Raw genomic sequence first — 12844 nt, 5'->3', positions numbered from 1 at the left:
ACTCACGCCTTTTCTATTGAAAATATCGTGCCAAACTTGAAAAGTATGTTTATAAACTCGTTAATTGCTTTTATTTCAGTGAAATATACTGTTGATAATCTGTTAATAACTATGTTGATACTTTGTTGAAAAACGTATAATTACACAGTTAAAGTGTGTAATATGTGTGTAATTCTTGTTTACAGTTTTACAGTTTTTTGGATATTTCGCAGTACTAAAAGGTTGTATAATACCCCTAATATTAATAAAATTGTGATGGCGGCTATAAATAGTATGCTTTGTTCGCTGTTGAACTCAAAAAGGGTGTTGAGTTTTTCAGTATAGAGTTTGCGTATGTATAGACTGAGTGCTATTGCTCCTGCAACGGCTATCACAGTAACAACACTGATGATCCATTGATAGAATCGTGCGATTTGGTAAGGTTGGTAACCTATATAATATAGATTTACAATTTGTTCTTTGTGTTTTTGGATGATTAGATTTACACTGAGCAAGATAAAAGCAACCGATAGTACTATGATAATCAGTGCGATGCCTACTACAAAGAGCAAGGCTGAATGGAAAAAGAAGCTCATTTTGCTGAGTTCTAATTCGTCTTTATTAATGGAGAGATTGTGAGTGTTAAAATATTGCAACACGCGTTCATCGGAGGGGTTTTCAAACTCTACTAACAATCGGCTGGTGTTACTCACTTCAGTTTTGCCATACTCTTTATTTGCCCAATCTAAAAAACTTTGGGGTACTAATATAGAGTTGATTTTGTTAGAAAATCCTACAATTCTGCTGGCGTAGTTGTCGTTTTTACCATTGCCGCTCACTTCTAAATTGAAACGCACTTGCGAAATGGTATTTTTAGAAAATACGGGTAGCCCTTGGCTTTCGGCAAAGCCAAAGTTATAGAGGTTTAGATAGCTCTCAGGGATGATAATAGGCACAAACCTACTGCCTTCAGTCCATTGCCAATCATCGGGTTGAACATCGAGGTATTTATCGGGGATGCTTTCAAAAAAGAGATCAGTGTAGAAAAGGGGAATATTGTCATTTTTATCAGTATAAGCACCTATTTTGAAGGAGGCTGGAGTGAAGTGTGAAACACTCTTTACAAACGGCTCTTGTTTGAGTTTTTCCATCTCGTTTTTGTTGAAGTAAATACCTTCTTTGTCAAAAGTCTTGAAAATGGAAATATTTTTGCTCACTACTGCGTATTTACTTGCAAATACATCGGTTTGATGCTGTAATAACGGCTTTACATCAAAATATAACTGACAAACGGTGAGCAGTATACACACTCCTATACAAAGTGTGAGGGCATAACCTATGACTTGTGATTTAACAAGTGTGTTTTTTTGTAGTTTGTATAACATTTTTTACAATTAACATATTTAATTTCTAAAACCTAAATTGAGTTTTTTGTTATAGTGGAAAAAGTTGTTGTCTTCCAAAGAAGTGAGGAGTAGGCTGGCGTTGCGGGCTTGTAGTTCTTCCTCTATAATTTCTCTTAGAATAGCGGTGTTGCTATCGTCTAAATGACTAAAAGGCTCATCTAATAACAGTAACTCAAAAGGCTGACACAAGGCGCGCAAAAGGGCGATGCGCTGGCGTTGCCCTAAAGAAAGTGTTTGTACCAAAGTGTCGCGTTTGTGGGAGAGCCCTACACGCTCTATGAGGCTGTTTATTTGGTCTTCAGTTTTGTAGTGGGTGAGTTTGTTTTTCAAGATGATATTCTCAAAAGTGGTGAGGGTAGGGAAGAGCCTTAAATCCTGATATACATAACTCAGTTTATCAATGCGATAGCGAAGAACTTCTTTTTTGTTAAACATCTCGTTGTAAGTAATTTTGCCATCGTAACTAAAACTCGCACCATAGATGAAATTCAAAAGTGAGGTTTTGCCTTGCCCCGATTGTGCCCTGATGAGGTAACACTGACCCTGTTCAAAAATTACTTCTGGCTGTAAATAGATATCGGACGACGGTATTTCGTCGCCCGACATATAGGTGGGTTTTAAATGTTGTAGCTTAATTTTCATAGTTTATTACTTTGTCTATCGACTTGAAGAAAGTATTCAAACTGTTCTTTTCAATCCCTTTAAGGTGATAAATAATTTCAGCTGAAGAGTTGTCGATGCGTTTGCACTCTATATTAGTGGAATGTTGGGTAAATAAATCGAAAGCTAGACTGCCTTCACGGCTGTTTTTTTCTCTAATTATATCAACATACTCTTGTGGATAATCCTTAGGTTCTAAACTCATATAGAAATAGGCGAGATCTTTGCTTACGTGTTTGCCAAAATCGGACTTCACTGCGTTGTTGCTCACACCGCCTTTTAGGAATGCTTCTACACCTTTAGGAGAATTACTGCCGTAGAAAGCCTTATTGTTATAAGCAAAATAAAGCGTGAGGTCTTTTTGAAGAGGGAGTTTGTAATAACCGTTTTCTAACGCTAAGTGAGCAAGTGCTACCCCTTTGTCGAGGAGCGTTTTATCGCCTATATTGAATGAGAGTCCAAAAACAGGAAACATTCTTTCTTTTTCTACTTCTTTGTATTCATAGCCATCTTCACTTTGCTCATCTTCTACTAAATCATAGCTGATATATTTTTGATTTTCAAAACCTTCAATAGCTAACACAAAGCTACCACCAAAGAAGTTGAGCACATTGTCCTTAGTAAGTCCTTGAGTGTTGAGGAGTTTCACGAGGTCGTCCTCATTGAGTTCTTTGCCAAATTGAGCTTTTAAGAACTCGTAGTAGTTTTTCACATTTACAGCGCCACCTATGGCTATAGGTAATTTTTCAGGGAAGTTTTTCAAGATATCTTTATCAAACGAGATATCGTACAAGTCGTATTTTTTTAAGAGTTTAGCTGTTTCTTGGTTGTAGATGCTATAAGTAGTGAGCTTGATATCATCTTTACCGAAATCTATAAAGCCATAGAAATAAGAGTCTTTTTGCATATTGAAGAGACTTTTGTATAAAGAAGCTGCAATTCCATTGAGGAACATACTGTCGTCTTGCATAAAGCCTCCAAAATTCAACCATACATTGATATCCTTCTGTCCGTCTAAGAAATCAGAAAAACCTTTGATATCAGTAATTTGCTCTGATTTACTTTGTTCATATAGTTTTTTAAGCACTACATCAACTCTTGTACTATAGTTGTCGTTTACAAGGAAGAGCATTTTCTTGTTGTCCCAACTGAGGGATGCTCCTTCTTTAAAATAAACGATGTTTAAAGCACCTTCTTTTTTGATGTCCAACTGAAGTTTTGTAGCTTGAGAGACTCTGTTTAGCAAGTCTTTAAATTTAGCGTCATCGCTTAGTACTGCAGTTATACCTATATAAGGGTTGCGGCTATCACCTCCGTATTTTTTACTGTCGCATACAAAAAAGAAAGCGTTCTTTTTAAAATCAACTCCTGAAGACTTAGGGTCTTTTAGAATTTCATTAAAAATTTTACCCATTTCCTTGTTGTCGTTGCTGATTTCCTCTTTGAGTTTTTGGAAACTCTTGAGTTGTTGTAATTCCTCTACATCGGCTTTTTGGTAAAGCGATTGTAAGTCGAATGAAACGACTACCATAGCATCTTTAGGGATTACTTTTAAGTTCTCACTTTTCTTAGAACACGAAGTAAATCCTAAGGCTAATACACCTAATAATAAAATAAACTTTTTCATAGTATTAACTGTTATTTGTTATTTGTTAGTTGAACGGTATCTCCATTTTTTAAACTTTTACTCACAACGTTATAAGGTCCTGTGATGATAATTTCGTCTTTGGCGACACCTGAAAGGATTTCGATATGCACATTGTCCTGAATGCCTGTATTTACAGCGCGAAGTTCGGCTTTACCGTTTTTGAACACGAATACCGCTTCTTGTTTTTTATCAGCGTCTTCTTTAGGTGTTTTAGGGTCGATTTCCGATTTTTTCTTTACAATAATAGCACTGATAGGCACTGCTACTATATCTTTTTTGGTTTTAGTGAGTATATCAACAGTAGCAGTCATTCCTGGGCGGAAAGGAGAATAGCCCGCAGGTTTGCCTTCTAAAAGGTCTTTGTAAGAAGTTTCTTCTATATGTATTTTTACTTTGAAGTTTGTTACTTGGTCTACACTAGTAGTGGCATTGGCAGTGTTCGCAATATTGGTAACCCTACCTTTGAACACGCGTTTGAGGTAAGCATCGACTTCTACATTCACTGAGTCGCCTACGCTTATCTTCACGATATCATTCTCATTTACATCTACTTCTACCTCCATATTGTGAAGGTTAGCCACGCGCATAATCTCAGTTCCCGTCATTTGCATCGTACCTACTACGCGCTCGCCTAACTCTACACTGAGTTTAGAAATAGTGCCATCAGTAGGTGAGTAGATAATTGTTTTTTTAAGGTTATCTTGGGCTTCCGATACACTTGCCATCGCGCTTTGTACATTGAAACGAGCCGACTCGCGAGAGGCTTTGGCAACCTCATAGGCTGATACAGCTTTGTCCCAATCGGATTTAGAGATAACACCCTTTTCGTACAATACTTTGTTGCGTTTGTAACTCTCTTCGGCTTCTTTGAGCGTTGCGGCTGATTGTTGTAAGCTCGCACGTACGGTTTCTAAACTCGCCGCACTGCGTTTTACTACTGATTGGTAAATATCAGGATTGATACGCACCAAAAGATCGCCTTTTTTGACCATTTGCCCTTCTTTTACAGGGAGTTCTATAATTTCGCCTGATACTTCTGACGATAGTTTGATTTCCAATTCAGGCTGTATTTTTCCTGTAGCAGATACTTTTTGGACAATAGTTGTAGGGGTAATTTTTTCTGTTTCAACAGTTAAGACATCGCTGTTACCACCAAACCAGCCTGCTTTTTTCCCGACAATTAGTACGATTAAAAGCAAGACAACGGATAAAATAATGAATATAGTTTTTCTTTTCATAACAATCAAGTTGTTTTTCAAAGGCAAAGATATAAAACAATTAGTAAATGAGCAAATTCTGTGGAATGAGGTTTCTTATTCTATAGGGTAACATATTACAATTTTATCACCCGATAGATAGAAAATAGTATCATTCTTTTCTTCTTTTATATAGCCAATATATTTTTTGTTAGAGTATATAGTGTCAATATCAAAACTATTTAACAAGGCTACATCCTCTTTAAGTTCTGATAATGTATATTTTAAGAAGCCATTAGTCCTATTCCAAGAAATTTCTTTTAACTTTCCGTTCTTATCGTAGCGCGAAATGGTTTTGATAAGTAGCCTTCCGTAATTGTTTTTTATAAAACCATCAGGGTTATATTGATAAGTGTTACTCACTTTCTCGGCGCAGATAACCTCAAAATCCCTTTTAGGTTTGTTACAGCTTATGAGTAAAAGGGGGATAATTAGATGTAAAATTATTATGTTTTTTTTCATTAATTATTGTATTATACTATTGATATAGAATCTATTATAAAAGACTCAAAGTTCTTGGCTAAAAGTTCTTCTTCATTAGTATCGTGATAGAATATTTTTACTTTGTTCTCTGAATCTATAAAGATAATATCCCCATTTCCCTCTATGGATATAACATATCCTGATTGGATACTATGGCAAACATTTGTTTCTTTATAATAGTCTCTTATAGATTTTGTATAATCTAAAATGGTCTCTTGATTTTTATTATTAGGGTCTTTAGAACAAGGTGACAAATCTACCCCTATATAAGCCCCTCCATAGGTCAATAGTACATATTTGAGAGCATCATCTATTGTAATACCCAATTCTTTCTCAGTATAATCAATATCCTTAGCATCATTTTTATAGCGAATGAAAAGCTTTCCTATTTCTGAAGAAAGATAGGAATCTACCTTATTTTTAAAATTGTTTGTCATTACCTATATTTTTTTGGTTATTTTTCTATGATTCTGCTACTTATTGTTATGAACATTGCCAAAAACCTGCAACAACCTCCTTAGTCTCTTTATGTTGGTATAAGTATATTGCTCCAAAGCAAAGAATATCCACTAACCCATCTATATATCCTTCTTCATTTATAGAAAGAAAAAAGGAATATGATTCATCTATATTCTCCCAAAACCAAGCATTATTCTGTATAAAAATAGGAGTTCCTTTTACTTTAATAAATTCAAAATCAAACTCATCATCACCATAATCAGAAATAGAAGCTTTTACCCCTTCAAAATCTTCCAAAGATTTTTCTATATTATTTCCCATAGGAGAAAAAGTATGCTCTATTACTTTTATGGCTATATTAGGAAATCTATTATTTTCAAGCAACATCTTGAAATCCTTAGCTATACAAATAGATAACATCTTATCTTCTTTCTCTGGATGAACAAGTGTTGCATAGAAAGCATATCCTTCAGGGATTTCAGTTTCTATATTTATGGGAGGGTTTCCTCCTATACGTCCCTTAATACTTTCGTTATAGGGGATACATTGTGCATATAATGGGGTCATTCTATTACTTGTTGCTATGGTTATTTTTCTATAACTCTGAAACCTAAGGCGCTACCAAAAAAATCTTTTATGGAATTAGCAACAATAGTTATTTCGTTGATATCTAAATCTCCCAAAGGACATTTGAAAATAGCAAATTGTTTTTCCAAACAAAAGCCATAACAAATTCCTCCTCCATCAGTACCAATACCTAAAAACTTTTCGGATAGATATTTCTGAATTTGGTATTCTGCATTTAGTGCTGCTAAATCTTCTACTTTCCAAAATGAAATATAGTTTTCACCTATATATCTCTCCCCACCATTACTCCATTTTAAAAACTCTAAATAATCTTCTGGAAATGCAATATGTAATTGCTTCTCTACTATACCTATATCATTTAAATTCGTTCCTTTGTTACTATTCCAGCCTATTCTTTCTAAGTCCTTTATAATATTTTTCATTTCTATTTTCAAAAATACTTCTCTCTTTGATTAAGTTATTGGGATAGCCACTTTCATCTATTAAGAAAATAAATTTTTAGTTCTTACCTCGTGATTCGTCTATCGTGATTTACCTAAAGAACGTCATTTTTCCATTCTCTCTAAACGCTTCAAAAGGAACTTCAAAACCTTCTATTTTCTTGCCGTTGAGTTGAACGTATTCTACTAAGTTATCAGTGCTGTTGCGAGCTACAGATTTAATTAAAAACTTTTTACCTTCAGGTAGTTGCAAAGTTACAGTTTTGAATAAAGGATTTCCTAAAATATAAGTATCGTTAGCAGGAGTTACAGGGTAAAAACCTAAAGCTGAGAACACATACCAAGCCGAAGTTTGTCCGTTATCTTCATCGCCGCAATAACCATCGGGGGTAGGGGCGTAGAGTTTTTCCATTACCTCACGCAGTTTAGCTTGAGCTTTATGAGGTTTGCCAGCGTAGTTATATAGGTAAATAAGATGTTGGATAGGCTGGTTGCCGTGAGCGTAGTTGCCCATATCCATAATTTGCATTTCGCGTATTTCGTGTATGGTAAATCCGTAGTACGAATCGTCAAACAAAGGCGGCATTTCAAATACTTCGTCTATCTTTTTCTCAAAAGCCTCTTTGCCCCCCATCAGTTGTATGAGTCCCTCAAAATCCTGAAATACCGACCAAGTGTAGTGCAAACTATTTCCTTCAGTAAATGCATCGCCCCATTTCAGTGGATTAAATGGTGACTGGAACTTGCCGTCCTTATTTTTGCCTCGCATCCACTTAGTTTCGGGGTCAAATACATTTTTATAGCGTTTGGACTGTTCGTAGTATTGTTTAGCTATATTGGATTTGCCCATTTTTTCTGCCATACGCGCAATGCAATAATCGGCATAAGCGTACTCAAGGGTGCGGGCTACATTTTCGTTAATCTTCACATCGTAAGGTACATAGCCCAAACTATTGTAGTAATCTACCCCTTCACGACCTACTGATTTTACTGGTCTGCCATCGTTTTGGGTAGCATTCTTTAGCATTGCCTCTAAAAGAATTTCGGCATTAGCAGCCTCTATATTTCCTTTTAGGTAAGCATCGGCAATGATAGAAGCCGAGTTAGAGCCTATCATACAATCCCTATGCCCTGGGCTTGCCCACTCGGGTAACCAGCCCGATTCCTTATAAGCGTTTACCAATCCCTTCATCATCTGTTGGTTCATCTCGGGATACAACAGGTTAAACAGCGGAAATACAGCGCGAAAAGTATCCCAAAAACCATTGTCGGTGAACATATAACCTTTTTCTATCTTACCGTTATACGGACTGTAATGCACCATTTCCCCTGTTTTGTTGTACTCGTAGAAAGTGCGTGGAAAGAGCAGAGTGCGGTACAAACAAGAGTAGAAAGTGCGCAAATGGTCTATATTTTCGTCCTCCACTTGTATTTTGCTTAGTTCAGTTTCCCAAAGAGCAAGAGCCTTTTGTTTGGTTTGTTCAAAAGTGTCGTTGCCTAATTCTGTTTGCAAATTCAACAAGGCTTGTTCAGGTGAAATAAACGACGATGCTACTTTTACAGTTACCTGTTCGCCTCTTTTAGTGTGGAAACCTATTACTGCTCCTGTATGTTCGCCCTTACTTTCAGTGTTTTTGGATAGTTTAAAACCGTTACTCCACGTTTGTACGCTCTCAAAATCTTTGTCGAAAGTAAGCACAAAGTAATTGTGAAAGTTCTCGGGTACTCCCCCGCTGTTGTTGCGCGCGTAGCCTATAATCTTGCGCTCTTTGGGCAATACCTGTACCATCGAACCTTTGAAATAAGCATCGAGAAGCAAATAAGCCTTATCGCTTTTGGGAAAAGTAATGCGAAACTGTGCCGCTCGTGAAGTAGGTGTAATCTCTACTGATGTATCATAATCGGCTAAATACACTTTATAGTAATGGGGTTGAGCTGTTTCTGCTTTGTGCGAAAACCACGAAGCACGCTCTTCTTCTTTGATTTTCAAGTCACCTACTACAGGCATCAATGCAAAAGCCCCATAGTCGTTAATCCACGGACTCGGTTGGTGAGTTTGCTTAAAACCTACAAGTTTATCAGCGTGATATTGATATGCCCAGCCATCGCCCATTTTGCCTGTTTGAGGTGTCCAGAAGTGCATACCCCAAGGCACAGCTATTGCGGGATAAGTATTACCATTAGAAAGACTAAACTTGGAATCAGTACCCATCAGAGGGTTTACGTACTGAGTATAAGAAGTTTCGGGTACAATAGGGATATCGTCTTGTTGTTGAGGTGGTTTGTTTTCTGAAGTAGGAGAGGAGCAAGCAAACAAACTCCCTAAAAAGATGGTTGAAAATAATCGTTTCATAAGGTGTTTTTTATTTGAAGGCAAAGGTAATAATAAAATTTGAATAAACAAGTTTTATAACTTACTTAATCTCAATATTATTTCTTGTGTAAAACTGGCACATTAATTGCTAACTTTCTCAAAATTGAATCTAAACCCCTGATTATACATCACAAAATGTTAAACAAAGGTTTCATTTTTGAAGGTCAGGGTACTAAAAAGAAACTTATGAAAAACAAATCTTTATTCATTGCTCTTTTCTCTTGTTTTCTGGCACCATTGTCGGCACAAACTTCAGATTTGCCTTTTAAAGGAGGCGAATGGTTGCGTTTTAAAGTAAAATATGGTGTTTTTAATGCGAGTATCGCTACAATGTCGGTTAAAGAAGAGATGTATGGAGGTGAAAAAGTGTATCACGCTACCGGAAAAGGGGCGACTACAGGTTTAGCACGTGTATTTTTTAAGGTAGATGATACTTATGAGAGCTATTTTGGTATCACCGATGGCAAGCCGCGTCTTTTCATCCGTAATATCTACGAAGGTGGCTATACTAAATATTTAAAAATGTACTTCAATCATACCGATAACAAAGTGAAAATCCACAATATGGAAAATGGTAAAGATACCGAAATTTCCTTCCAACCAGGGCTTCACGATGTGATTTCGGCTTTCTACGCTCTTCGTCATCACCCAGATATCGAAAATATGAAAGTGGGGGGACAAATCTCTTTAGATATGATTTTCGATGACGATGAAGTGTATAAATTCAAACTCAAACTCCTCGGTCGTGAGAAAGTAAAAACGCATTTTGGTACTGTAAATACGCTTAAATTCTGCCCTTTAGTACAAGATGGTCGCGTGTTTAAAGAAGAAGAAAGTATCACAATGTGGATTACTGACGACAAGAACAAAGTGCCCGTAAAACTGCGTGCCGCCTTACGTGTAGGCTCATTAGTAGCTGAACTCGACGGGTTTAACAATCTCAAAAATGAAACTGATTTGAAAAAAAAATAAGTGCATTGTATAGATAGTTTATTTTTTTTACGTATATTTGTGCCCTCAAACAATATAATCTCAAAAATAAACAAATTATACTATGAAAAACTTGTTTTTAGCAGTCTCTGTTTTTCTTGCCTCTTTAGCGTATGGGCAAGATACAAGTGTGAAAAAACTGATGAAACTCGCCGAGAAAGGCGATGTGAAAGCCCAGTCGGAATTAGCCGAAGCTTATCTGAAAGGCAAAGGGGTAAAACGCTCTTTTCAAGATGCTGCCTTATGGCTTGAAAAAGTAGCCGAAACAGGCGATGCACAAGCGCAATACCAGCTTGCCCACCTCCATCTCGATGGTAAAGGAATGCCTAAATCTGAAGAAAAAGGTACTGAATGGCTCGCTAAAGCAGCCGAAAATGGCAACCAAAAAGCCGAACAAGAACTCGCACTTTGTTATCGCGATGGTCGCGGTGTTCCTCAGTCTACCGAAAAGTACTACGCTTGGATTGAAAAGAATGCCGATAAAGAAAAAGCTGAAACTTTGCTCGACCTTGCTAAAGCGTATTATGCGGGTGATGGTGTGACTAAAGATGTGAACAAAGCTAAATTTTGGGCTGACAAAGCTGCTAAAAAAGGAAATAAAGAAGCTGAACTTCTCCTCGCTACTTGGGTGTACGAAATCAACCCTTCTAACCCCGAAGCGATACAACGCTTGATGCAAGTAGCTGAAAAAGGTGATACTGAGGCACAAGCAATGATAGGTGAGTCTTACCTCAATGGCAAAGGGGTAGAACAATCTGAAAGTAAAGCGATAGAATGGTTTGAGAAGGCAGCAGCCAAAGGCAATGCTACAGCACTCTATCACTTAGCTAATTTCTACTTCTATGGCAATAGTCCACTCATAGGTAAATTCCCTAAAAAAGCACTTGATTACTACACTCAAGCAGCTAATAAAGGCAATGTAGATGCTCAAAGACAATTGGCAGTATGCCTCTACAATGGTATTGGAGGAGCAGCTTCTCAACGCGATGCTTTCAACTGGATTCTCAAAGCAGTGAATGCTAATCCCTCTCCTATAACCGAAAATAATTTAGCTGTATGTTATGCTACAGGCAATGGCACACGGCAATCAGTAGCTCAAGCAGTAGAACTCTTCCGAAAAGCTGCTGATGCAGGCGATGTAACTGCTCAATATAACTTAGGAACTCTCTTGCTTGAAGAACCACAACAAGATGTGAAAAAAGCCTTTGAATATCTCGAAAAAGCAGCCGCTCAAAACCACCTACTTGCGCTTAAAAAATTAGGTGATTTGAATTTCACAGGGAAATATACAAATCAATCTTACGCTCGTGCTTTTGAGTATTACAATAAAGCTGCAAAACTTACTCCTACCCCTGAAAATCAAATGTTAGACTATTTCTATCAAGGGCAAGCCGATGCTTATGCCGATGTGCTTTTCACCCTCTCTCAATGCTATGCAGATGGTAAAGGAGTGAAAAAATCACCACGTGAAGCAGCTAAATGGGCGATGAAAGCTGCCGATTTGTCTCATAAAGGAGCTTTTGATTGGTTACTCAAAAAAGTAGAAGCAAACGATCCTAAAGAAAATCCTGATGTAATCCTCACCGTTGCCGATGGATATTTCTATGGTAAAGGAGTGAAAAAACAAAATGATAAGGCTTTTCCTTTATATGAAAGACTTGCTAAACAACAAGATAACACCCAAGCGCAAAAACGCTTGATTGAATACTATTTCGAGGCAAAAAACCCTCAAAAAGACGAAGAAAAAGCAGTGTATTGGAGCGAACGTGTTGCTAAAAAAGGCGATGCCGAAACACAATCTAACTTAGGTAAATACTATATGACTTTTGTTCCTGATGTAGCTCCTGCACCTAAAGAAAAACCAGCTCCTGCGCCTAAGACTCCCGCTCCTGCTAAAGGTAAAACTACTACAGTAACTACAGCTGCGGCAACTACAACTGCTACACCTACAACACGTACCAGAGTGCGCCCTTCTGCACGCCCTACAATAACAGAAAATACTACTGTTAAGGCGCCAGCAGTGAACAACCGCACTGTTGCCCAACATAAAGTAACACACAATGCTCCTGCACCTAAAACACCTATGAAACGCCTCAATGAACACAAAGGGGTACTTTGGCTCTCTAAAGCTGCCGAACAAAACAATGTAGCGGCACTCACCGAACTCGGTGCTTACTACGAAAGCAAACAAGATTTCGGTCAGGCGGTAACTCAATACCAAAAAGCTGCTCACCGCGAATATGCTGAAGGGCAATACAAATTAGGAAATTGTTATTACAATGGTAGTGGTTTAGAACGCTCTAACGAAAAAGCCGCCGACTATTATAAACGCGCAGCCCGCCAAGGTTATGCACCTGCACAATTCCGCTTGGGTAATTGCTATTATCACGGCGAAGGTATCCAGCAATCCGATGCTCGTGCTATCGATTGGTTTGATCAAGCCTGCGATAGTGGAGAAAAACAAGCCTGCGATATGCTAAAAGTTGCAGTGGCTAAAAAATAAATATCACACAAACACTACAAATAAAAAAGCTGTCCAACTCTGGACAGCTTTTTTTATT

11 protein-coding genes are annotated in these 12844 nt (G+C 37.5%); 2 read left to right on the top strand and 9 right to left on the bottom strand.

Annotated elements, in window-relative coordinates:
* Window positions 1–179 precede the first annotated feature (179 nt).
* The 9 genes from CBG49_RS13855 to CBG49_RS13815 form a co-directional block, all read right to left on the bottom strand.
* Window positions 180–1364 carry an ABC transporter permease family protein gene (locus CBG49_RS13855; RefSeq protein WP_088594939.1) on the bottom strand — a complete coding sequence of 395 codons (1185 nt, stop codon included), beginning with the start codon at window positions 1362–1364 and terminating at the stop codon, window positions 180–182.
* A gap of 18 nt (window positions 1365–1382) precedes the next feature.
* Window positions 1383–2027 (bottom strand): ABC transporter ATP-binding protein, encoded by a 645-nt coding sequence (locus CBG49_RS13850; RefSeq protein ID WP_227002904.1) that lies wholly within the window; start codon window positions 2025–2027, stop codon window positions 1383–1385.
* Window positions 2017–3672, bottom strand: coding sequence for a DUF4836 family protein (locus CBG49_RS13845; protein ID WP_088594938.1), 1656 nt, complete (start codon window positions 3670–3672; stop codon window positions 2017–2019). Before CBG49_RS13845 ends, CBG49_RS13850 begins: the two co-directional genes overlap by 11 nt.
* An 11-nt stretch (window positions 3673–3683) precedes the next feature.
* Window positions 3684–4931, bottom strand: coding sequence for an efflux RND transporter periplasmic adaptor subunit (locus tag CBG49_RS13840; RefSeq protein WP_088594937.1), 1248 nt, complete (start codon window positions 4929–4931; stop codon window positions 3684–3686).
* A 75-nt stretch (window positions 4932–5006) separates the two neighbouring features.
* Window positions 5007–5411 carry a hypothetical protein gene (locus CBG49_RS13835; RefSeq protein WP_088594936.1) on the bottom strand — a complete coding sequence of 135 codons (405 nt, stop codon included), beginning with the start codon at window positions 5409–5411 and terminating at the stop codon, window positions 5007–5009.
* An 11-nt stretch (window positions 5412–5422) separates the two neighbouring features.
* Window positions 5423–5869: an SMI1/KNR4 family protein gene (locus CBG49_RS13830; RefSeq protein WP_088594935.1), complete on the bottom strand. Its 447-nt coding sequence runs from the start codon at window positions 5867–5869 to the stop codon at window positions 5423–5425.
* 46 nt (window positions 5870–5915) lie between these two features.
* Window positions 5916–6458 (bottom strand): hypothetical protein, encoded by a 543-nt coding sequence (locus CBG49_RS13825; RefSeq protein WP_088594934.1) that lies wholly within the window; start codon window positions 6456–6458, stop codon window positions 5916–5918.
* 20 nt (window positions 6459–6478) lie between these two features.
* Window positions 6479–6901: an SMI1/KNR4 family protein gene (locus CBG49_RS13820; protein WP_088594933.1), complete on the bottom strand. Its 423-nt coding sequence runs from the start codon at window positions 6899–6901 to the stop codon at window positions 6479–6481.
* Window positions 6902–7010: 109 nt separating this feature from the next.
* Entirely contained in the window at window positions 7011–9272 is a 2262-nt protein-coding gene (locus tag CBG49_RS13815; protein WP_088594932.1) for a GH92 family glycosyl hydrolase, read from the bottom strand.
* 207 nt (window positions 9273–9479) lie between these two features.
* Here CBG49_RS13815 and CBG49_RS13810 point away from each other — a divergent pair, with 207 nt between their 5' ends.
* The gene (locus CBG49_RS13810; protein WP_088595341.1) at window positions 9480–10265 is read left to right on the top strand and encodes a DUF3108 domain-containing protein; all 786 of its coding nucleotides are present in this window, start codon (window positions 9480–9482) and stop codon (window positions 10263–10265) included.
* Window positions 10266–10347: 82 nt separating this feature from the next.
* Window positions 10348–12786, top strand: coding sequence for a tetratricopeptide repeat protein (locus tag CBG49_RS13805; protein ID WP_088594931.1), 2439 nt, complete (start codon window positions 10348–10350; stop codon window positions 12784–12786).
* The last annotated feature ends 58 nt before the right edge of the window (window positions 12787–12844 follow it).

It is taken from the genome of Capnocytophaga endodontalis (genome assembly GCF_002209445.1).
GTDB classification, from domain to species: domain Bacteria; phylum Bacteroidota; class Bacteroidia; order Flavobacteriales; family Flavobacteriaceae; genus Capnocytophaga; species Capnocytophaga periodontitidis.
The sequence above is the reverse complement of the archived record's forward strand: the minus strand, read 5'-3'. Positions and strand labels throughout refer to the sequence as shown.

Bases quoted from the DNA above. Each gene is read 5' to 3' on its own strand.
- CBG49_RS13855 (WP_088594939.1), bottom strand. From the start codon at position 1,364: ATGTTATACAAACTACAAAAAAACACACTTGTTAAATCACAAGTCATA.
- CBG49_RS13850 (WP_227002904.1), bottom strand. From the start codon at position 2,027: ATGAAAATTAAGCTACAACATTTAAAACCCACCTATATGTCGGGCGAC.
- CBG49_RS13845 (WP_088594938.1), bottom strand. From the start codon at position 3,672: ATGAAAAAGTTTATTTTATTATTAGGTGTATTAGCCTTAGGATTTACT.
- CBG49_RS13840 (WP_088594937.1), bottom strand. From the start codon at position 4,931: ATGAAAAGAAAAACTATATTCATTATTTTATCCGTTGTCTTGCTTTTA.
- CBG49_RS13835 (WP_088594936.1), bottom strand. From the start codon at position 5,411: ATGAAAAAAAACATAATAATTTTACATCTAATTATCCCCCTTTTACTC.
- CBG49_RS13830 (WP_088594935.1), bottom strand. From the start codon at position 5,869: ATGACAAACAATTTTAAAAATAAGGTAGATTCCTATCTTTCTTCAGAA.
- CBG49_RS13825 (WP_088594934.1), bottom strand. From the start codon at position 6,458: ATGACCCCATTATATGCACAATGTATCCCCTATAACGAAAGTATTAAG.
- CBG49_RS13820 (WP_088594933.1), bottom strand. From the start codon at position 6,901: ATGAAAAATATTATAAAGGACTTAGAAAGAATAGGCTGGAATAGTAAC.
- CBG49_RS13815 (WP_088594932.1), bottom strand. From the start codon at position 9,272: ATGAAACGATTATTTTCAACCATCTTTTTAGGGAGTTTGTTTGCTTGC.
- CBG49_RS13810 (WP_088595341.1), top strand. From the start codon at position 9,480: ATGAAAAACAAATCTTTATTCATTGCTCTTTTCTCTTGTTTTCTGGCA.
- CBG49_RS13805 (WP_088594931.1), top strand. From the start codon at position 10,348: ATGAAAAACTTGTTTTTAGCAGTCTCTGTTTTTCTTGCCTCTTTAGCG.